Raw genomic sequence first — 22,052 nt, 5'->3', positions numbered from 1 at the left:
ACCGCATAAGAAATGACGAAACGAAAGCTCCTGTTATGTGTTTAACTGTCCTAATATAATTACTTAACATTCGCACCTTAGAAAAAAATATTAATTTAAAGAACTGAGTGGTTGACAAAGAACCGTATAGTCAATTATAATATGTCAGTGACTTAATAGTTCTGATTTGACTTACTGGTCATATGAAAAGAAAAGTACTATTGGTAACTCATTCAGCTGCTTCGCGAAAACCAGAAAGTATAAATAGAGGATGGGTTTTAAAGAGGGGACAGATGATGGATAAAAAAGAAGAAATTATGCAAGCAGCAATTCATCTTTTTTCTAAAAAAGGGTATTCTGCCACATCAGTTCAGGAAATCGCAAATGAATGCAGAATTTCAAAAGGAACATTATATAATTTTTTTGATTCCAAAGAAGAACTTTTGATTCAGGTTATCCGACATAATCAAAGAAAAATGCTGCGGCAGGCTGAAAATATTAGTCTGGATTCAACTCTGCCACCGAAAGAAAAACTGATTCAAAAGCTTGTGGTACAATTTGACGGTATTCGTGAAAATAAGGATTATATGAGTATGCTGCTCACGGCATTACCGCCTCATGATAATCCGAAAATCTCTTTGCTGATGAAAAGAATCAGAATCAGCATGATGAATTGGTATAAGGATTGCTTCATTGAGGCATATGGAAGTAAAGTGAAACCGTATATTTGGGATCTTACACTAATGCTTCAGGGAACATTAAAGGAATATATCTCACTGATTTTCCGTGACCACAAGGAGCTTGATTTTGAAAGTGTGGCCCGTTTTGTCATAGAACGATTGGATACGATGATTTACCATACATCAGACGCAGAGCCAGTTTTGACGCCTCGGAAAATGGAAGAATATGAGGCTTATAAAGCAGATTTAGAATCGAAGTCTCCAGAAGAACAAATTAATCAGCTTCTGGAAGAGCTCGAGAAAAAAATAAAAAAACTGGAATTGCATGACGAGGAAAAAGAAGAGTATATCTCAGCGATGCAATCTTTAAAAAAAGAGATTTACGAGAAGAAGCCGAGAATGTTCTTAATTAAATCCTTGCTGTTGTTTTTAGCTCAGGATGAGGAATGCCAACCGCTTGTCCAGCGGATAGATATATTTTTGAACACTCTACAGACAACGTAACAGCTTTTAGAGCTGAAATATGTAAGCCTGGCGGATTGGAATGTGATTTTGAACATTCTTTTTTTCTTGAATGATAATGATAGATTTAAATAAGAGTAACACCACCATCAATGGTGAGATTATTAGAGAAATAAATATATAGAAGAAATAGGAGATGAAAAGGAATTATGGCTGAATCAACAATGAAAAATATAAAAAAAGGCCCTATTCTTGCTGTTATCATTATGGGCGCGTTTGTATCGCTCTTGAATCAGACGTTGATGAATGTGGCTTTGCCTTCCATTATGGAGGATTTAAGTATTGGAGAGAGTACAGCACAATGGATCACCACCGGGTTTATGCTGGTTAACGGTGTACTTATCCCGGTTACAGCATTTTTAATGGAGAAATTTTCAACAAGGCAGCTGTTTTTAACGGCAATCAGTCTATTTGCTGCTGGTACATTAATCTGTGGAATCGCACCAGATTTCACTATATTAATGGTTGGACGGGTAATTCAGGCAGTTGGGGCAGGAATTATAATGCCGCTGTTAACAACCGTTGTATTGGCCTTGTTCCCGGTTGAAAAACGCGGAGGGGCAATGGGGATTATTGGTATTGCTATTATCTTCGCACCTGCTGTCGGCCCGACATTATCAGGGTTTGTTGTAGAGCATTACTCTTGGAGATTATTATTCTATATTATTTTCCCAATTGCTGTTTTAACGATTATTCTGGGATCAATTTTCTTGAAGAACGTTACAAAACAGACCTTCCCGAAAATTGATGTCATAGCAATTATGTTATCTACGCTTGGATTCGGAGGAATTTTGTACGGATTCAGTACTGCCGGAACAAATGGATGGACAGATGCAACAGTAATTACAGGATTAGTAGTCGGATTTATAAGTTTAACTCTGTTTGTAATACGCGAGCTTAAAGCAGAGGTTCCAATGCTTGATTTCCGGGTTTTCAAGGATGGTATTTTTTCACTGACAACGGTTATTAATATAGCAATTACAGTAGCTATGTTTGCTCCAATGCTGTTAATTCCGTTGTATTTGCAAAATGTTTTAGGTGTCAGTCCGATGAATTCAGGTCTGATGCTGATGCCGGGAGCGATTGTCATGGGGATTATGTCGCCGATTACCGGTAGAGTATTTGATAGAATCGGGGCACGTCCGCTTGCGATTACAGGTTTAGCAATTACAGTTATTACTACCTATTTATTTACGCAGCTGACAGATACAACAAGTTATGGCTATCTCATTGCTATTTATACAATTCGTATGTTTGGGATGTCTATGATTATGATGCCTATTATGACAGCCGGATTGAACCAGCTTCCGCCAAGACTTCATCCGCATGGTACGGCGATGGTGAACACGGTCCGTTCGGTTGCTGGCGCCATAGGTACTGCATTCCTGGTTACGGTAATGACTAATCAGGCAAAAAACAGTATTGAAGGTATTATTGCAGATAATCATTTTGATCCTGCAAATCAGCAGGATATGGTGCATGCCGCTCACCTCGCGCAGGTTACAGGAATCAATGATGCCTTTATGGTATCAACGGTATTCGCAGTGATCGGGTTGATTCTTGCATTCTTTATTAAACGGGGTAGAACAACTCAAGCAGAAAAAACAGAGTTACAACAAGAAAACCTTGCAACAGAAAAAGCATAAATAAAAAACAGGATGCCACTCATTTTAAGCGGCATCCTGTTTTTTATTGAATAGAATATCTTTTACATTTGTGTATTTTCAATTTGTGAAACAATGGAAGCAATTAGTTCATCCGCTGACTGTGATTTACAGGATCGTGGATTTTGACCGCACCATAATGACATCCATTCCGTGCGGTTTTGCTTTCCGGCTTCACTTCGGATCTGCTTGGTTAAGCTGTTCTGAATTGGATACGGCGGTAAATGCTTTTCATGTTTTTTCATCTTTTTGATGAAATCATTCCGAATACCCCGGGCAGGCTTCCCGCTAAAGGCGGAGGTTATCGCCAATTGATTCTCTTCAATGTTCAAAACAGCCTGCTTATGCTGCGTGTTTGCACCGCTTTCCAAGCAGGAAAGAAAGGCGGTTCCCATCTGGGCACCTTGAGCCCCAAGGATGAAGGATGCCAGTACACCTCTTCCATCAGAGATTCCACCGGCAGCAATCAGCGGAATATTTACCTGATCAGCGGCTTGCGGAATAAGTGCCATTGTTCCAATCATTGCATCTTCAAAAGAACCTAAAAATGTTCCGCGGTGTCCGCCGGCTTCGCTTCCCTGCATAACGACCATATCCATTCCACTGTCTTCATTCGCTTTTGCTTCCGAAACAGTTGTAGCCGTTCCTATTACTATAATATGATTTTCCTTCAGGCGCTGAAGAAAATCTTCGGAGGGAATCCCGAATGTAAAGCTGCATACAGGAACGTGTTCTTCTATAGTAATTTGGATTTGCTGTTCGAAAGCAGCAGTCTGTATTTCTTTTACTTTCGGGGCTTCAGTGATATGCAATTCTTCGCGAAATGGAAGAAGCCATTCATTAGCCTGTGCTATTTCTGCATCTTTTACTTCTGGAATTTCTGGCGTAAACAGATTGACTGCAAATGGTTTATCAGTCAGCTGTTTTATCTTTTGGATATTTTCCCGAGTTTGTTCCGGGCTCAGGTAGCCCGCTCCAAGTGTACCGAGTCCGCCGGCATTAGAAACTGCAGCAACGAGCTCAGGAGTTGTTATTCCGCCGGCCATACCTGCCTGGATAATCGGATAGCAGATGCCGATTTTTTCAGTTAATGTATTTTGATTCCACATGATGACTCCTCCTTTTTATGAGACGAAAAAGTTGTAAATAGTTCTGTCTACATCATGGCAGTCTGTGCTTAATAAAGGAATACTTATTCTATATTTCAATATTATTATAAAAAAAAATGGATAAGACAAATATCTAATCCATTTTTAGAAACCGTATGTATTCTTACTTTTCCCTGCAAATAAAGTTACAAAAATACTTGCAATGCTTGTTAGTGTTCCTGCAATTGCTGCAATCGTAACTGCGATTCCAGCTGATGCAAAGATTGCTGCCGGGATGAGCCCTATAAAAGCAATCGCAATAAATGCCTGGTAGACAGCAGAAATTGTTCTAACCATAAAATGAGGAAAGAATGATAAAAGTAATGGCGGCAGAAATAGCACAACTACCATTCCTATCGCAATCAATAAGCCTGCTGGGTCAGCATATGAAATAGTATTGGGGCCAGTCTGGTTTCGGGCTGCAAATAAAATAGCAACAATAGCAATCAGTAAAGTTACAAAAATTATCAGAAATCTTTTAGACATAAAAACATCCCTTTCTCTGTATTACTATAACATATTTTATTATAAATTCTATTTTCAATTTTAGATAATTTTTAGTTAAAAAATGGAAAAAAGCATGTGAGAATTCGAAAATGTTCTAACCTGAAGTATCATACAGTTTTTTTATCCAGACTTTTTTAGAAACATCCCATCCTAAAGAATAAAAATTCCAATGGAATGGAAAAGTATCTATAAAATAAATGTTACCTAATATAGGAGGAGATAAGAAAATGGACAAAGATATTTCTTATGGAGATGATTACAAATATATCCCGGCGACTTCAGTAAATAGCGGCGCAGGATTAGAAATATTGCCAAATATATATTGTTACACGATCCAGATTGTTAATATTTGTTTTGTAGGAAATCCGGAAGCGCAGGATTTTGTATTAGTAGATACAGGAATGCCTAAATCATCAGATGAAATTATAGCTGTAGCTGAAGAGCGTTTTGGTAAAGGCAATTTTCCAAAAGCAATTATTTTAACACATGGCCATTTTGATCATGTGGGGGCAGTTGTTGATTTAGTAAAGCATTGGGAGGTACCTGTTTATGCTCATAGATTAGAACTTCCTTTCCTGACAGGAAAAAAGAGCTATCCTGAACCTGATTCAGGTGTAGAAGGAGGATTGGTTGCAAAAGCTTCTGCAATATTTCCTAACGATCCAATTAACTTGGGAAGCAGCATATTGGAGCTTCCGGCTGACGGAAGTATACCGGGGATGCCCGACTGGAGATGGATACATACACCAGGACATTCTCCGGGTCATATTTCATTATATAGAGACGAAGATCATTTCCTGATTGCTGGAGATGCATTTGTTACAGTAAAACAGGATTCCTTATATAAAGTGATGATTCAGGATAGAGAAGTACATGGACCGCCAAGATATTTTACAACAGATTGGGAAGCAGCAAAGAAATCTGTTCAAATATTGAAAGCTTTAAACCCTGCAATTGCAGTAACCGGTCATGGAGAACCGGTGCATAAGGAAGAAATGTCTGCAGGTCTGGAGAAATTAGTGAATACTTTCGATCAGACAGCTGTGCCGGATTATGGACAATATGTGAACCGTAAAGAATATTAATAGATAATTGCTTTTTCAGGAAAAAAGAATGAACCTTTTCTTTGGAAAAGCAATTTCTTTTGGGGAAAAGTATCCTGGAACAGCTCGAAGAATATTGAAATAATCCAAATAAAAACCACCCTCAGAAAATAAATTAAAGATTGCCAAAATAAGTGAGAAAACAGCAATAGTCTTTTTTTTCTTTATTTCTTTGTTGGACAACTGAAATAAGAAGTCTTAAACTAAGTATATTTCCTATTTAGAAGAATATAGTATAAATTATTCGGGAGGAAATTTTCCTTTTTATTAATTGCAGAGAATATAAAAAATGAAAAGCTATTATTCTACCCGTTCCATAACCTAAGAGGGGGTGATAAAAGGTGCAGCATGAAATCAATCAAAATAAAATTCTAACTATATTAACTGTTTTCTCCACTTTTCTAATGGGATTCATTGATGCATATACATTTCTGACTCAGGATGGATTGTTTGCCAGCGCACAAACTGGAAATATGGTCGTTTTAGCTGCCAAGCTGTTTGAAGGAAACTTTTCAGAGGCTTTGGTCCATATATCTTCGTTTATCGGCTTTGCTCTTGGAGCATTTATAGCACAGGGAGTTATGGAACGTTTTAAAACATACGGATGGAAAAAATATCGGTTATATCTTCTTTTTCAGATGGTTTTTCTGCTTATTCTCGCCGTCATTCAACAAAATATCGGGCCTTCTGTTATCGGATTTCTATTAGGATCACTGGCAGGATATGAGCTGACAGTATTCCGTAAAATCAAATCAACCAGTATAAATAATGGTATCATGACTGGTAATACAAAAAATCTCATGAATAATCTTTATTTAGCTGTCTTTAATAAAAATAAAGAAGCCTTACATACTTTTTTTACTCTATTAATTGGAATTACTGTATTTATGCTGGGAGTTGGAACAGGTGCAGTTGTTTTACTTTTTGGTGATCATATAAATTTGTGGCTTGCTTTTGCTATTACAGGCTGTTTTTATCTTTGGCTGCTGTTTAAACGAGAGAATTAATAGGAGAAACGATAACTTTTCAATGAAGGAAGGGGCAGAAAGCAGAAGATCCTGATTTCATTTCCTATTTATGAAGGAATGGAATCAGGATCCTGCTGCTTATTAAGATTTTATTGATGCATTCTTTTCTCTGTGTTTCATCCCTTTCAGAGGATTATTTCGAAGTGTCAAAATAATTATCAGGGAAATCATATACAAAGTGGATAAGAACGCCATTGCTGCTGTTATACTGTAATTATCCAGGAAGAATCCAATTGCAATAGGGGATAAACCGCCAATTGCCCGTCCAGTATTAAAAATAGTATTATTTGCAGTACTACGGACTTCTGTCGGATAAAAGCTGCTGATCAGAGCACCGTAGCCTGCATTCATTCCGTTTGCGAAAAAGCCTACAATTACTCCGCCAATCAATATGGTAACAGCGCTCTGCGCAAAGACATATAAAAAGACAGAAGCGGCTGATGCAATAAGGAAAATACCATAAGATGTCTTTGCCCCGAACCGGTCTAATATCTGCCCAAACAAAAGCATTCCCAGACACATTCCGATAATGGTGCTGATCATCCAGAGGGAAGACCCGGAAACACTTAATCCGAGCTGTTCCTGTAAAATAGATGGCAGCCAGTTCATTAGTCCGAAATATCCGGCTACCTGTACAGTGGACATAATGGTCAATGCAATCGTAGTATAAGCCCGTTTAGGTGTATTGAACAGCTTGGATAAGGAGCTGTCTTTCTTTTTTCCTTTTTTGATTTCTGTTTGTGCTTTTTTCCATTCTTCGGTTTCGCCTAAATTTCTTCTGACGTAAAAGATGAGAAGTACAGGAATGATACCTGTAATAAATAATGCTCTCCAACCAAACAATGGAATAATAAGAGCAGCTAAAAGAGCAGCGACTATCGCACCGAGCTGTCCGCCAATGGTTACCCACGAAGTCATTCTGCCACGCTTCTGCTTTGAAAATACTTCTGCAACCAGCGCCATACCTATTCCAAATTCTCCACCGCCGCCGACTCCGGCTAAGAATCTTAAAATATAAATGAAGTAAATATTATCTGCGAAGGCCATTAAAGCAGTGGCCGCAGAGAAAAGAAAAATCGTATAAGTAAATATCCTGATTCTTCCATATTTATCGGCAAGGACGCCGAATACGACGCCTCCGACCAGCATTCCAAAGTTCGTAATAGAAACAATGGAGCCGCCCGCTGCAGAAGAAATACCGAATTCTGCAATGATGGAGCTTAAAACAAATGAGAGGAACATAATATCCATACTTTCCAAACCTAATCCAAGCATGGATGATGCTAAAATTTTCTTTTTATATTTATTGCTTTCTGTTGTATTTTCCATGGTGTTTTATCACGCCTTTTCTAGTAAAGTCTGCTTCATCAGATACAAGCATCTAAAACGATTTTTGCGGCTTCCTTATGCAGCTCTTTGTAATCTTCATCAGGAACCCACGAGTCATTCATACGGCTGACATGAACAACAAGACAATTTGCAGCTGGTATTTGATAAAGTGATGCTAAGATGAATAGTACAGCTGATTCCATTTCACAATTGAGAATATGTCTTTCCTTCCAGTAGTTCATAAAGCTTTGATCAGGCTGTGGCCCATTTTTAATCCCGTGTTCACGTGATTGGCCGAGATAATAACTTTGGGTAGTCAATCCAACGCCCGTATGTACATTTAATCCATTTCGTTCTGCCTGTGATTGAATGGACGCTAATAAAGCTGGATCTGCTGCAGCAGGATAGACATCGCTGACATATTGATGGAGCATGCCGGGATCTCTGACCATTGCATGATTCAGGAGTAAATCTCCAGGGGACAGCATGTCATTCCATGCGCCGCATCCTCCTAAGCGCACAAATTTTTTTGCGCCGCTGCGGATTAACTCCATAATTGCAATTTCTGTTGAACCAATTCCAATTCCTGTGGAGCATATGGAAACTCTTTTACCTTTCCAAATACCGCTGACTAAAATAAATTCACGATTTTTTGAAATTAATTTAGTCTGCTCCCAATCACTGGAGATTAATTCCACTCTTGCCGGATCGCCTACTAAAAGCGTAACCTCGCCTAAATCAGCTGCATTGACTTCATTTAAATGAATATTGTCCATGTTTATTCTCTCTCCTTAAGAAGCGGATGATGTTATTAATTTTTACATATGAAATAAATTATATTACTCTGAATAAAAAATACAAGAAGTTTTGCAAATGTTTATCTGATATATTTTTATCTCTGAAATAGTGATGGATTTTATTGTAAAATAAGGCATTAAAATTACTAGATTACATATTGTGCAGCATTGATAGGGGTTTCTATCGGACTAATGTTTTCAGAAAAAATAGAGAATAATTTAAAAATGAAACATGATAGGATATAATGAACTTATTTTAAAAATGGGGGAGGCAAAAAATGTATTGGTATATTACATATTTCACACTATATTTCGGAATCATGATAGCGGTTGCATGGTATTACTACTACAAGATTAAGACGTATGAAGATTACATGATTGGCTCATGGAGCACCGGGTTTTGGAAAATTACCGGGACCATTATTAGCACGAACGCAGGGGCAGCAGTATTTATAGGCTGGGTAGGACTAGGATTTACTGTCGGCTTTTCGGGATATTTTAAATTTGCGCTCGTGGCTTATGCGTTCAGCTTAATACTGGTTTTCCTGTTTGCAAAACCGTTAAGACGCCAAAAGCTGTTTACTCTGGCAGACTTATTTACAGCCAGGTTTGGCGGACGCTCCGGAATTGTTCCGTCTATTACCTCTGCTATCGTATATTCTGTTCCTACATTAGGACTTCAACTGGTAGGGATGTCAACTGTTTTTAATATCACGCTTGGCTGGGAATTAAACACAGGCTTAATTGTAAGTACGATTTTAATTCTTCTATTTTCCATTCCGGGGGGACTGCCTGCCACTATTATTACAGATGCAGTTCAAGCCTTGATTATTATTTTAGGTTTGATCGTGTTGGCTGTCACGATTGTTACTCACGTAGGTGGATTAGGATATTTATTCAGCAACACTTCTTTTGAATATTTAAGCCCGATCAGTCCTGATGGTTTATCTGACACTCTGCTGTATGCATTATCAGTCGGACCATTCTATCTTGTCTGGCAGTCGACATGGCAGCGTATTTTTGCAGCCAAGGATGAAAGAACCGCATTGACTGCAGGAATTACTGGCCATTTAATTGTTGCTGCGATTTCATTTTTTCCATTTTTAATCGGAGTTTCTGCAAGACAATTTGTAGATTTGAATATGGAGCAGGATTTGGTGTTTTCTTATGTAACGAACGAGCTTCTTCCTGCACCTGTAGCTGGAATTATTTTTGTTGCGCTGCTTGCAGCATTGATGACTGGTGCGACTTCATTTAATCTGCAGGGAGCAAGCAACCTAACCCGTGATTTCTATCAAAGGCTGATAAATCCAAAAGCGACGAATGCGAAATTGCTGCTTGTTTCGCGGATATCCGTGGCAATTGTAACTATTTTAGGCACAGGTGCAGCAGTATTTATAACGAATATCAACGATGCTTACCGCTGGGCTTTAATGGTGAATGGTGTCATCCTCGTCTTTCCATTCTTAGCAATTATGTTCTGGAAGCGCGTGACGAAAAAAGGTGTGTTCATCAGTATGATTGGTTCATTGATATTTATATTGATTTATCCGTATACAGGTATGCCATTTGATCAGGCACTTGCAGGATATACATTTTCTTTTGTCCTGCTGGTAATAGCCAGCCTGCTCACATCTCATGATAAATCTGAAGTAGTGAAGACGGCAATGCGCCATAAGCTTGAAGATGAAAAAACACTTGCAAAGGAGCTGGAATAAATGATTGTAAATAAAATAATCAATGCAAATGTACTGGATTTATTGAAGGACAAAGTGTATCTGGCTACTGTCGAGCTTTCAGAGGGCCGGATTGAAAAGATAACAGAGCAGAACAAAATCATAGAGGATGATAGCGCACTGGATTTAAAAGGTAAATGGCTTTCGCCGGGTTTTATTGATACGCACAGCCATTTGGTGATGTACAGCAGTTTTCGCAAGCAGCTGAACTGCTCTCCTGAAAATGTGAAGAGTATCAGCGATATTATTGAGAAATTTAAAGAACAGCAGGAAAATGTCACCGTCGATGGATGGCTGCGGGGTTATGGCTATAATGAGTTTGAACTTGCTGAAGGGCGTCATCCAAACCGCTTTGACTTAGATCAAATTTCAAAAGAAATTCCTATTTATATTCAGCAGAGTTCGGCACATATGGGTGCAGTAAATACAAAAGCACTGGAAATAATGGGAGTCGGTTTAAATGATCCGGATCCCAAGGGCGGACGATATGAACGTGATGAAAATGGTCTGGTTAACGGAGTATTGTTTGAATTTCCGGCGCTGGATAAAGTTAAAGCAGTACTTCCAAAAGTGGAAGCAGATGTGCTGGCAGCAGATATCGAAGCAGGAGTTAAGGGGTATCAGGCGAGAGGAATAACCAATACAACAGAGATGGGAGTCGGTATTTTCTCCGGGATGGATGATTATGAAGCAGTACTGAAATTTTTGGAGACACCTCAACGTATCCGGACAAGATGGGCAATTACGTATCAGCTGCTTCTCAATGAACCGAAGCTTCAATATATGAATGCAGATGAGCTGAAAGAGAAATTTGAATCACTCAGTAACGGGTACAGTACCTTGGCCGGTGCTAAATTTTTCAGTGATGGCTCTATTCAGCTGCATACAGCAGCTATCCGTGGAGATTACTTTGACGGGGAGCCATCGGATGATTTACAAATTGAAAAAGAAGAGCTGGAAGAACTTTTCAACCATTTCCAGCAGCTTGGCTATCCATTGATTACTCACGCAAATGGAGACAAGGCTGCACGGACGGTGATAGAGGCTTATAAAGTAACAGCTCAGACCAAAACAACGGATATAATGAATAGAATCGAGCATCTGCAAACAGTGAATAAGGAAGATATTGAAGAAATGACGAAGCATCATATTGGCGGATCATTCTTTACAAATCATATTTACTACTTTGGAGATATCCATAACAAATACTTTTTAGGACCAGACAGAGTACAAAATCTGGACCCTGTCCGGTGGGCTGAAGATACAGGGATGACATTCACTATCCATTCTGATTGTCCTGTTACAGATATCTCGCCGCTTGATTCTATCCGGATTGCCGTGGAACGTAAGACAAGGCAGGGAGAAATACTTGGTGAGCACCAAAAGCTGACACGAATCGAAGCTTATAGAAAGATGACTGTAGATGCTGCGAAATTAAATGGTACAGATCAGGATGAAGGCAGCATTGATGAAGGTAAATTTGCAGATTTTGCAGTATTAAATCAAAATCCGCTTGATACATCTGTTCAGTTATCAGATGACTTGGTGGAGATGACTATTGTCGGTGGTGAAATTGTCTATCAAAGATAGAGGTTATATAGATCAGCAGAGGATAGATGTCGGGAGGAGCCCTGACAAATTCAAAAATAAAGATAAAGCTTGAAAACTATACATGATTGTCGTTATAATAAAAGCGACAACCATGTATAGTTTTTATTTTAGTCGAGGTGATTTTATGCCCAAGGTAAGTGAAGTCTATAAGGAAGAAAAAAAGAAGGAACTGATTCAGGCGGCGAAAAAGGTATTTATCCGAAATGGCTATGTGCAGACATCTATGCAGGATATTATGAATGAAGCAGGTATATCAAGGGGAGCAATGTACAGTTATTTTGATAATCTTGACCATGTGTTTATGGAAGTTTTAAAGGAAGATGACCAAAGGGATATGCAGTTCTTTAAAGCATCTGATCATGAACTGCTCTGGCCACAGTTAAAGCATTGGCTTGGAATGCAGCAAGAGATTATTGAAAATATTCATGCGTCATTACTTCAGGCAAAAGCGGAATTCTTTCTGTCCTCCCGTTACGCTAAGCATGCAGAGGATTTTCCTTATCTATCACAGCGTTATAATGAAATGGCAAAATCGATAGAAGCTGTGCTGAACCAGGGAGAGTATGATAAAGAATTTCAGCTGCAGCAGCCTGCTGGTTCGATTGCCAAATATATTATCTCTTTTATAAATGGCCTGATGCTGGATACTTTTCAGCTTGGGCATGAGCAGACGAAAGTAAAAGAACAATTGGCCATCTTGCTCTTTTCTTTAGAAAATATCATTTGCCCTCATCCGGCAGCGAAGGAGTGATTGTATGTTATTTGAATCTGCAAGAGTTAAGTTAAGGAAGATAACAAAAGACGATATAGAGCTTTATCACAAATGGAGAAATGATGTGGAAGTAATGCATTCGACAAGTCCTTCTTTAGATGTTTACCCGCTGAAGGCGACAGAAGATTTTGTGGAATATGCTATTTTAAGGTCGGATACTTCAAAGGGGTATATGATGGTTGATAAGAAAAGTGAAGCATCCATCGGTATTGTTTCCTTAATCAATATGGATTATAAAAATCGGAACGCAGAATGCATTATTGATATTGGTGAGAAAGAATATTGGGGAAAAGGATTTGGAGGAGAAGGATTAACACTTTTACTGGATTATGCTTTTCAAGAACTGAATCTTCATAGAATCTCACTGCGGGTATTCTCGTTTAATGACCGGGCCATTCATTTATATAAAAAACTAGGCTTCGAATTGGAAGGGAAAAGCAGACAGACACTATTTCGGGATGGCAGATGGCATGATATTATTCATATGGGAATTTTACAAGAAGAGTATTTTTGGAAAAAAGAAGCGGAATAGAATAATAGATAAAAAACAGGAGCAAATATAAAATTTTTGCTCCTGTTTTTTTATATGCTTGAATTCCTTGCATTTATGCTTGAGGCTGCTGCTCTATGGGTGGTAAATTTTTCAATCAGAAAGTGAAGTTTGGGAAAAGACATTTATGGGAAGTAGGGTACTAGAGGCGTATTGCGAGTTTAATGAAGCATTAATAAAGCGATATAAAAATTTTGGAAAACGCCAAAGCATATAGTTTCAAGTGCAATGGTCACAAATAGGCTAATAAATTTTACAATTTTGCCTCAATGAAATGAAATCCAGTAATGGAATATATTGATTAAATTAGGATAAGGCCTCAAGTCTCAAGCAAGTATTCAACCCATATGCATTCCTTAACTTAAGCAATATACACACGGTAAGTGTATTAATTCTACAACATTACGACATTACATTAGAGAGTCAGTTTAGTCTCAGATATTACAAATAGAATAAAAAAAGGTATTTTTATAGCAAAACATATATTTTTTGTTAAAATGTCTTAGGCATTGTCAAAATGTGTCGAAATACTTCAACGGATGGAATTGTAAGAGGAGAAATTTATAGTTTAAATGATTTGAAGAATGGTAAAGGAAGGATAAGTTATGTTATTAATTCCAATTGTACTCGTTATTGCGCTGATGATCGGTATCATGGAATGGAATTCCCATAAAAAGCACGTGAATGCTCTGCCGATTAGGGTCAATGTGAATGGAATCCGCGGGAAATCAACCGTAACACGTTTAATTACAGGTATTATCAATGAGGCAGGGTATAAAACCATTGGTAAAACAACTGGTACTTCAGCAAGGATGATTTATTGGAATACATCGGAGGAAGAACCTATCAAGCGACGCCCTGAGGGACCGAATATCGGTGAACAGAAAATGGTTGTGAAGAAAGCGGCAGAGCTGGGGGCCGATGCCTTAGTCAGTGAGTGTATGGCAGTTAACCCGGATTATCAAATTGTATTTCAAGAAAAACTGCTCCAGGCGAACATTGGTGTGATTGTTAATGTGCTGGAAGACCATATGGATGTGATGGGGCCTACTCTGGATGAGGTTGCCGAGGCCTTTACAGCCACAATTCCGCATAATGGCCATTTAATTATTTCGGAAGGCCCTTATGTAGATTATTTTAAACAAAAAGCGGCAAAACGAAACACGAAAGTGATTATTGCTGATAATAGTAAAATTCCCGGGGCATACATACGCAAATTTGATTATATGATCTTTCCGGAAAATGCTTCGCTGGCATTGGCGGTTGCTGAAGCATTAGATATTGATGAAGAAACGGCATTTCGCGGAATGCTTAAGGCACAGCCAGATCCGGGGGCAATGCGGATTAAGTATTTGAAGCAGGGGAGTAGATCGACATATTTTGTCAATGGATTCGCGGCTAATGATCCGTCTTCCACCATCAATATTTGGAAAAATGTAGTGTCTCAAGGTTACTCAACAAAATCTCCAATTGTTGTAATGAACTGCCGGGCAGATCGCGTGGACCGGACCATCCAATTTTCAGATGATGTTTTACCACATATCCCGATGGATAAGCTTGTATTGATTGGGGAAAAAGCAGAACCAATTAAGAATGCGGTGAAATCAGGGAAACTTAGAGTCAATCAAATCATTGATCTTCAAGGAAAAACAACTGACGAAATCTATGAAACATTATTCGAATTAGCATCTAATAATATCATCTATGGAATTGGGAACGTTCATGGTGCGGCAGAACCTTTAGTTGAAAAACTGCTAGCCCACACAGAAATAGGAGGATCATAGAATGTTTGGTTCAGATTTATATATTGCACTCGTGCTAGGAGTGATTATAAGCTTACTTTTTTCAGAGAAAACAGGTATTGTTCCGGCTGGACTGGTTGTGCCGGGATATTTAGCACTTGTTTTTGACCAGCCTATATTTATTGCCGTAATTTTCGGTATTAGTCTTTTAACCTATGTTATTGTGACATACGGGCTTTCCCGCATTATGCTGCTTTACGGACGAAGAAAATTTGCGGCAATGCTATCGGTGGGGATCGTGTTGAAGCTCCTCCTGGATTACGCTTATCCAATGCTCCCATTTGAGATATTGGAATTTAGAGGAATCGGAGTTATTGTACCTGGTCTGATTGCGAATACGATTCAAAAACAAGGGGCCCTTATTACAATCGGAAGTTCGCTTCTATTAGGTGCACTCACGTTTGTTATTTTAAGCGTCTATTACATCATATAGGAAGGGTTAATATGTCTAAAAAATTAACATACCAAGAAAAAATATTACGAATGGGGAAACGGCAAAAAAATGCTGCGGGTAAACATGTGGCTGTCGGTTTAGCTGCCATTGTTATCTTCATCATTGGGCATCAAATCTTCTTTTCACCCGATGTAGCAGAGGTGGAAGAAAGGGCTGATTCAGAGTTCACGGCTACTTTCGTTGGGGACATCATGTTTGGCCGCCATGTGGAAGATGTGACAGAAAAATATGGAGCAGCATATCCCTTTGAGAAAGTAAAACCTTTCTTTGATAACGCTGATTACGTGTCCGGTAATTTTGAAAATCCAATTTTACTGCAAGATGAAGATAATTATGAACAAATAGACAAGCAGATTCATCTACATACGGATGAGAAGGCAGCCAATGCTTTAAAAGAGCTGAATTTTACAATGCTTAATTTAGCCAATAATCACATGATGGATTTTGGACCAGAAGGACTGAATGATACGACATCAGCATTGGATAATGCAGGTTTAAACTATGTTGGTGCAGGGGAAAACCTGGAAGAAGCAACTGCAATTGATTATCAGGAAGTAAATGGCTTAACGATTGCAACACTGGGATATACAGATGCCCTTGTTGAGGGCTTTTCAGCTCTCGGTTATCGTCCAGGTGTTGCCCGCGCGCTACCAGATAATATTTTTCCGATGATTGAGGAAGCAAATCAAAATGCAGATCTTGTTTTTGTGAATATGCATTGGGGTGTTGAATATGATAATCAGCCGCACCCGAGACAAACAGAGTTAGCAAGGGCGATGATTGATGTGGGTGCAGATGCTATTATTGGACATCACACCCATGTACTGCAAGAGGTAGAAAAATATAAGGATGGCGTAATCTTTTACGGACTCGGCAACTTTGTTTTTGATCAGGGGTGGTCTCGGACCAAGGATAGCGCTATTGTTCAATATGATTTATTAAGTGATGGGACAGGCAGGTTTGAAATTACTCCATTACGTATAAACGGGGCCCAGCCTTATGTAACAGAAAACAAATACAATCAAATGAAAATTCATTTGCAATTAATGAGAAACCAGCCGGAAGAGAATTTTAAAAAAGAAGATGGGAAGCTGATCTTGGAAGTAGATCATTCTGACGCTTTAGAGGGAAGGGGTTCTGATAGTGAGCAATAAAAAGCTTATGACGATATTGACGATTGTTGTCGTAGCAGGACTGGTATTTGTTTACGCACAGCAAGGAATGTTTGAGGAGGAAGTGACAAATACCGATTATGGTGTCGAACAATCAGAAACAATGAATTCATCGGAAGGCTATGGGGTCAGTGCTTCGCATCCATTGGCAGTAGAAGCTGGGATGAAAGTGCTGGAGGAAGGCGGTAATGCTGCAGATGCCGCCGTAGTGGTTGCCTACGTACTTGGCACTGTAGAGCCTTATGGTTCAGGCATCGGCGGAGGTGGGGAGATGTTGATCTATCCTCATAACGCGGATGAACCGACTGTCTATGAGTATCGTGAAACTGCACCAGAGTCAGGTGCGAGACCGGAAACCTTTGCTATTCCCGGTTTGGTAAGAGGAATGGAAGAGCTTAATAACGATTTAGGTTCTATGGACATGCAAGACTTGATTCAGCCGGCTATCGATTATGCGGAGGAAGGATTTGAAGTGGATAAACATTTGGTAGATCGGCTTGGTAAAGGATCTTACCGGATGGATGTTGCAGACTTAGATGAATTTTTCCCAAACGGTGAAATACTGGAAGTGAATGATAGATTGGTACAGCCTGAATTAGCAGAAACATTACGTTTAATCCAGGAAGATGGAGCAGATGCTTTTTATGATGGGCCGATTGCGGATCAAATATTAGAACATGAGGAAACTCTAAAAGCGGAGGATTTAAGCAGTTATGCGGCAGCAACAGATGAGGCGGCTCACGGCAGCTTTGCCGGCTATGATGTTTATTCTGCACCGCCGCCATTAGCAGGAGTGACATTAATTCAGTCGCTGCAAATGGCTGAACAATTAAATGTCGCTTCGACAGAAGATAATCAAAGAGATTATATTCATCTGATCGGAGAAATTTCCAAACGATCCTATGATGATCGTGTCCAAAATGTGGGTGATACATCATTTACAGACACATTGCCAACAGACGAACTGACTTCTGCTGATTATACACAACAGATGGCAGATACTATATCACTTGATGAACTATCGGAGGATTATGAAGTGAATGATTCGGTATCAGACGAGGAAGATCACGATAATACGACACATTTTGTCATTATCGATCAAGATGGTACAATGGTGTCAGCGACACATACATTAGGAAATTTCTTTGGCTCTGGGGATAATGTAGCCGGGTTTTTTATGAATAACCAAATGGAGAACTTCAGTACAAAGGATGATTCATTAAATAGTATTGAGCCGGGAAAAACACCAAGAAGCTTCACGAGCCCGACTATTTTGACAAATGGTGAAAAGATGATCGGGATTGGCTCACCAGGTGGTAAGAGAATTCCCATGGTGATGACACAAGTGCTCGTTAAATATTTGATGTTTGATGAACCATTTGAAGATGCAGTTGAGGATGATAGATTTTATATTGAAGGTAATGATATTTTCACAGAAACAGAGTTGGATAAGGATGTCCAATCTGGATTGAGAGCACGTGGATATGAAATCTACAATCAAACGGACATTGACTTTTATGGAGGAATACAATCACTTGTTATTGACGAGGAGTCCAATTCCATTTATGGAGCTGCAGATTCCCGAAGAAACGGTGTTTGGCAAGCCGATACAAATAATTGAGTATATAAAAGAACAGGAGGAAGGTAAAATGAAAAAAATATTATCAGGAATTACGCCAATTTTACTGCTTGTTCTCGCATTAACATTCATGACCAATTACAAACAATTGGATGATTTATCGGATTCAGAACGGTATCAAATCCGAAGCTATGTGGAAGCAGCTGAAAATGACGCGGCAGCAGATTCAGAATCTGCCAGTGCCCAGGAGGAAGAATAATCTGAGAGCAGCGTTGCGGACATGGTTACGAGAGGATAGATACGGATTCAAATAAAATTCCAGATTGGAAAATAAAATGGTAGAAAAAGAGGCTTAGGCTGTCGAGACACCCTTGACAGCCTATTTTTATGCTGCCGCTGATTCGTAGGTTTAAAGCTGACAGACTCAGTTCCTCGTCATTCTTCCATCAACTGGAATCATCTAACTTAATTTAAAAACACAGTAATTTTTCAAGAGGAATTGCAATATAAAAAGCTTGTAGAGAAAATACTTTACTTTTTCTATAAGCTGAGCAGGAGCAGAAAAAATTTTATTTTCTGCTCCTGCTTTTTCTTATTTTTTAAATTTGAGACGGCTGCTCTACTGGCTGATAGATAGATGCTACAGTCTGTATTGCTTGATCTGGTGCAGCCATTAACGGGTAATACCCTTTTTTAGTCATATACTGCCAAATATCATAGGCATGATGATTACTATTTAAAAAAGCGTGCTCCAAAAATGTTCTTAAATCAGGGTTGGCGCACTCTACAGAAGCATTACCGTAGTTTTTGGCAGAACTTTTCTGATTCATAAGATAAGCTGTAGCAATTTCACGGTCAGTATGCTGTTGTACTTCTGTCCGGGGTGTCGCAGATGGAAACTCAGAAACAGGAGCCTGCGTATAAGATCCCAGCACAGGATTTATTTTAGCCGGTTGAAATTTTGTAATATCAGGTGTTGTTTGACTTTGAACAAACTCTACTTTTAAATTATAATCTTGGACATGTAATGGGAAATGCTTTTGTAATAACCCCTTCAGTTCAGGATCTTGAGCCTGGTTTATAAAGCTGGCCATGCAGGATATTGTATTATAGCATCCTGCGATCAATTCACTTAACTCATGTAATTCATGTGAAGCTAATTTCATATAAAATTCTCCTTTAATCGTATTTTTCTTATGGTTTGCAGAGAGAGTGAATTTATACACCTTATCCATGTGCAGAAAAATCATGCGTGAAAAATGAATCAGTACCAACCTTCTTTATTCGTTCTTATCATTTTTATCGTAAAATTCTTCCCCGGCTTCTGTTTGCAGGTTATCATGATGAAGATGGTTTTGGTCTCTATCTACATTATCAAAAACAAAATTACGTAAATATCTGTGATAAAAAAGCTCGCTTATTGTAATCAGGAAGGCAGATATTAATGCAGCAGCATCAACGGAAAGCAAGCTGTCATATAAAATTGAGCCTATCCCCCAGATAAGAATATAAGCAAGTGCAAAGTCGCCTACTGCAGCTGCTATGTTGCCTATTCGGGGCAGTATCAGCATATCTCCTGCAAAGGCAACTACAGTTAAAACTAAGCTGGTAATAACTAAGTTACTAAAAGAAATATTAAAAATCATACCTAATGTTATCCCTAATATTACTGTCGTCATAACTAATTTAATTAGGAATGCTAAAATGAATCTCATCAAATCATCATCCTTGTATTTTTTGCTTACAGCTGTATTTTGCACTTTGAAATTGGAATTTATTCGTAGCTGCTTATTTGACAATACTCCAAAGCTTAGGTAGAGATGGAGTATCTATTTAAATGAATGATGTATTAGGGATACCGGCTATCTACGAAAAAATAAATGAGAATAACAGTAGTTGGTTAAATGACGGAAAATACTTTGAATAAGTATACGCTTGTTCCAGTTTATAGTAAGATAAAAACTCCGCCATTTCATTTCTTGCAAAATTTGAAGTGGGATCTTTTGTTCTTTAATGATTAAAAAAATTTTTTGGAGGGGAGCTTACAAGTAATGGTGCTATTTTTTACATATGTGATGGGAGGACTTGCTATTGCAATGCCTGTAGGAGCTATTACAGTAGAAATGACAAAACAGGGGCTGAAAAATGGCTTTATGCATGGCTGGGCTGTAGGGCTTGGAGGGATGACAATTGACCTTGTTTTAATTGCTGCACTTTATTTCGGCTTAGCATCTATTTTACAGCTGCCTTTTATTCAAATCCCGATGTGGCTGATCGGCGCAGTATTCTTGTTTCTGATTGGCTATGAATCGATTAAAAATGCGGATAGCGGTATTACACTGGCTGGAGAGAAGTCTGATAAATCTATCCGCTCCTCTTACCGTAATGGGTTTTTTGTCGCCATTTCACCAGGAAATATTGTGTTTTGGCTGAGCGTTTTTGGAGCTGTGCTAAGTAATACATATAACCCATCCGAGCCCTCCAATTTTTTACTTATTGCTGCAGGAATTTTAACTGGAATTTTACTGCATGATCTTGGACTATTAGCAATTGTAGCTACAACAAGAAAAGTAATGAACCGGAGCATGATTAAGGGATTTTCGATTATTGCAGGTGCTGTTTTAATTGGTTTTTCCGGCTATTTTGTTTATGAATTTTATACGGTAATCATGGATATCATGTAATTTTTTAAAGGGAAAGAAATAGAAGTGATAATTGTTCTTGTGTATGAATCAATACTGGTTATCTGCAAGTCCTATATGTTAGACAAAACCTATATGTTTTGATATTGTCATAAAAGTGACAATCAAATATGTGTATTTATTGAAAAAATAATGTATATTGGAACTGTATTTAATTTTAGGTTACGAAGTTACTTTTCGTAAACTTCATCTGAGCAAAAATGTATTTTTATGTTATATTTTACATAGAGATAGGAGAGGTGTTTATATGAAAAAATCGCCATTAAAAATAATTGTGGCAATAACTTTAATTGTTGTTGTACTTGTCGTATTACTAGTCGTGCTGGTGAATAGGGACACAGAATCTTATGGCAGGGAATTTGATGAAGCTCCATCAATAGAAGGGCAGCCTGTATATGGTGATCCAGATGCTCCTGTAACAGTAGTGGAATTCGGAGATTATAAATGCCCAGGCTGTAAAGCATGGGATGAAGGTATTTTTCCACAATTGGAGCAGGATTATATAGATAATGGAGACATGCAATTTTCGTTCGTCAATGTATTATTTCACGGAGAAGAATCAACATTAGCTTCTTTGGCTGCCGAAACGGTTCATGCACAGGATTCTGAAGTATATTGGGATTTTCATCATGCACTTTTTGATGATCAACCAGAAAATCAGCAGGAATTATGGATAACGCCAGATAAGATAGAAGAAATTGCCGACGGCATCGATGGTATTGATATGGAGGCATTAATGGAAGATACTGAAAGTAATACGCTTATGGACGAGCTCATAAAAGATGATGACTTGAGAAAAGCTTTTGAAGTCGAATCAACTCCGACTATTATGGTTAACAATATCATGATAGAGGATGATGATACGTTTGATTATGAGGCTATCAAAGCAGCTATTGATGCTGAGTTAGGTAATTAAT

21 protein-coding genes are annotated in these 22,052 nt (G+C 38.5%); 15 read left to right on the top strand and 6 right to left on the bottom strand.

Annotation, left to right across the window (positions count from 1 at the left end; translation table 11 throughout):
- The first annotated feature begins 272 nt into the window (after positions 1 to 272).
- The gene (locus tag IEX29_RS03725; protein WP_188733179.1) at positions 273 to 1,163 is read left to right on the top strand and encodes a TetR/AcrR family transcriptional regulator; all 891 of its coding nucleotides are present in this window, start codon (positions 273 to 275) and stop codon (positions 1,161 to 1,163) included.
- 167 nt (positions 1,164 to 1,330) lie between these two features.
- Positions 1,331 to 2,827: a DHA2 family efflux MFS transporter permease subunit gene (locus tag IEX29_RS03720; RefSeq protein WP_188733178.1), complete on the top strand. Its 1,497-nt coding sequence runs from the start codon at positions 1,331 to 1,333 to the stop codon at positions 2,825 to 2,827.
- Between the two features lie 62 nt (positions 2,828 to 2,889).
- Here IEX29_RS03720 and IEX29_RS03715 read toward each other — a convergent pair whose 3' ends face one another.
- Positions 2,890 to 3,954, bottom strand: coding sequence for an NAD(P)H-dependent flavin oxidoreductase (locus IEX29_RS03715; RefSeq protein WP_188733177.1), 1,065 nt, complete (start codon positions 3,952 to 3,954; stop codon positions 2,890 to 2,892).
- A gap of 144 nt (positions 3,955 to 4,098) precedes the next feature.
- Positions 4,099 to 4,479, bottom strand: coding sequence for a YdeH family membrane protein (locus tag IEX29_RS03710; RefSeq protein ID WP_188733176.1), 381 nt, complete (start codon positions 4,477 to 4,479; stop codon positions 4,099 to 4,101).
- Positions 4,480 to 4,727: 248 nt separating this feature from the next.
- Here IEX29_RS03710 and IEX29_RS03705 point away from each other — a divergent pair, with 248 nt between their 5' ends.
- Together IEX29_RS03705 and IEX29_RS03700 are read left to right on the top strand one after the other, a co-directional pair.
- Positions 4,728 to 5,585: an MBL fold metallo-hydrolase gene (locus tag IEX29_RS03705; protein ID WP_188733175.1), complete on the top strand. Its 858-nt coding sequence runs from the start codon at positions 4,728 to 4,730 to the stop codon at positions 5,583 to 5,585.
- A 359-nt stretch (positions 5,586 to 5,944) separates the two neighbouring features.
- Positions 5,945 to 6,610 carry a YoaK family protein gene (locus tag IEX29_RS03700; protein ID WP_188733174.1) on the top strand — a complete coding sequence of 222 codons (666 nt, stop codon included), beginning with the start codon at positions 5,945 to 5,947 and terminating at the stop codon, positions 6,608 to 6,610.
- A gap of 102 nt (positions 6,611 to 6,712) precedes the next feature.
- On the opposite strand, the gene IEX29_RS03695 is transcribed toward IEX29_RS03700, so the two are convergent.
- Together IEX29_RS03695 and IEX29_RS03690 are read right to left on the bottom strand one after the other, a co-directional pair.
- Positions 6,713 to 7,960 carry an MFS transporter gene (locus IEX29_RS03695; RefSeq protein WP_188733173.1) on the bottom strand — a complete coding sequence of 416 codons (1,248 nt, stop codon included), beginning with the start codon at positions 7,958 to 7,960 and terminating at the stop codon, positions 6,713 to 6,715.
- 38 nt (positions 7,961 to 7,998) lie between these two features.
- Positions 7,999 to 8,736 (bottom strand): nucleoside phosphorylase, encoded by a 738-nt coding sequence (locus tag IEX29_RS03690; protein WP_188733172.1) that lies wholly within the window; start codon positions 8,734 to 8,736, stop codon positions 7,999 to 8,001.
- 299 nt (positions 8,737 to 9,035) lie between these two features.
- On the opposite strand from IEX29_RS03690, the gene IEX29_RS03685 reads away from it, so the two are divergent.
- From IEX29_RS03685 to IEX29_RS03645, 9 genes are all read left to right on the top strand, one after another.
- On the top strand, positions 9,036 to 10,475 hold the full coding sequence (locus IEX29_RS03685; protein WP_188733171.1) for a sodium:solute symporter family protein: 1,440 nt from the start codon (positions 9,036 to 9,038) through the stop codon (positions 10,473 to 10,475).
- Entirely contained in the window at positions 10,476 to 12,083 is a 1,608-nt protein-coding gene (locus tag IEX29_RS03680; protein ID WP_188733170.1) for an amidohydrolase, read from the top strand.
- A gap of 82 nt (positions 12,084 to 12,165) precedes the next feature.
- Entirely contained in the window at positions 12,166 to 12,855 is a 690-nt protein-coding gene (locus IEX29_RS03675) for a TetR family transcriptional regulator (RefSeq protein ID WP_229720077.1), read from the top strand.
- A 4-nt stretch (positions 12,856 to 12,859) separates the two neighbouring features.
- The gene (locus IEX29_RS03670; RefSeq protein ID WP_188733168.1) at positions 12,860 to 13,408 is read left to right on the top strand and encodes a GNAT family N-acetyltransferase; all 549 of its coding nucleotides are present in this window, start codon (positions 12,860 to 12,862) and stop codon (positions 13,406 to 13,408) included.
- A gap of 623 nt (positions 13,409 to 14,031) precedes the next feature.
- Positions 14,032 to 15,210: a poly-gamma-glutamate synthase PgsB gene (gene pgsB, locus IEX29_RS03665; RefSeq protein ID WP_188733167.1), complete on the top strand. Its 1,179-nt coding sequence runs from the start codon at positions 14,032 to 14,034 to the stop codon at positions 15,208 to 15,210.
- 1 nt (position 15,211) lies between these two features.
- Positions 15,212 to 15,661, top strand: a complete 450-nt coding sequence (pgsC, locus tag IEX29_RS03660; protein ID WP_188733166.1) for a poly-gamma-glutamate biosynthesis protein PgsC — start codon at positions 15,212 to 15,214, stop codon at positions 15,659 to 15,661.
- Between the two features lie 11 nt (positions 15,662 to 15,672).
- Positions 15,673 to 16,836 carry a CapA family protein gene (locus tag IEX29_RS03655; RefSeq protein WP_188733165.1) on the top strand — a complete coding sequence of 388 codons (1,164 nt, stop codon included), beginning with the start codon at positions 15,673 to 15,675 and terminating at the stop codon, positions 16,834 to 16,836.
- The gene (locus tag IEX29_RS03650; RefSeq protein ID WP_229720076.1) at positions 16,826 to 18,475 is read left to right on the top strand and encodes a gamma-glutamyltransferase family protein; all 1,650 of its coding nucleotides are present in this window, start codon (positions 16,826 to 16,828) and stop codon (positions 18,473 to 18,475) included. Before IEX29_RS03655 ends, IEX29_RS03650 begins: the two co-directional genes overlap by 11 nt.
- Positions 18,476 to 18,503: 28 nt before the next feature.
- A complete protein-coding gene (locus tag IEX29_RS03645; RefSeq protein WP_188733164.1) occupies positions 18,504 to 18,692 on the top strand; it encodes a hypothetical protein in 189 nt (62 codons plus the stop codon).
- Between the two features lie 340 nt (positions 18,693 to 19,032).
- Here IEX29_RS03645 and IEX29_RS03640 read toward each other — a convergent pair whose 3' ends face one another.
- Both IEX29_RS03640 and IEX29_RS03635 read right to left on the bottom strand, forming a co-directional pair.
- Positions 19,033 to 19,599, bottom strand: a complete 567-nt coding sequence (locus IEX29_RS03640) for a spore coat protein (protein ID WP_188733163.1) — start codon at positions 19,597 to 19,599, stop codon at positions 19,033 to 19,035.
- A gap of 114 nt (positions 19,600 to 19,713) precedes the next feature.
- Entirely contained in the window at positions 19,714 to 20,148 is a 435-nt protein-coding gene (locus IEX29_RS03635) for a YndM family protein (RefSeq protein ID WP_188733162.1), read from the bottom strand.
- Between the two features lie 336 nt (positions 20,149 to 20,484).
- Between IEX29_RS03635 and IEX29_RS03630 the strand changes: the two genes are divergently transcribed.
- Together IEX29_RS03630 and IEX29_RS03625 are read left to right on the top strand one after the other, a co-directional pair.
- Positions 20,485 to 21,117: a LysE family transporter gene (locus tag IEX29_RS03630; protein ID WP_188733161.1), complete on the top strand. Its 633-nt coding sequence runs from the start codon at positions 20,485 to 20,487 to the stop codon at positions 21,115 to 21,117.
- A gap of 265 nt (positions 21,118 to 21,382) precedes the next feature.
- Entirely contained in the window at positions 21,383 to 22,051 is a 669-nt protein-coding gene (locus tag IEX29_RS03625) for a DsbA family protein (protein ID WP_188733160.1), read from the top strand.
- The last annotated feature ends 1 nt before the right edge of the window (position 22,052 follow it).

It is taken from the genome of Oceanobacillus neutriphilus (assembly GCF_014645515.1).
Classification (GTDB): Bacteria; Bacillota; Bacilli; order Bacillales; family Amphibacillaceae; genus Oceanobacillus; species Oceanobacillus neutriphilus.
The sequence above is the reverse complement of the archived record's forward strand: the minus strand, read 5'-3'. Positions and strand labels throughout refer to the sequence as shown.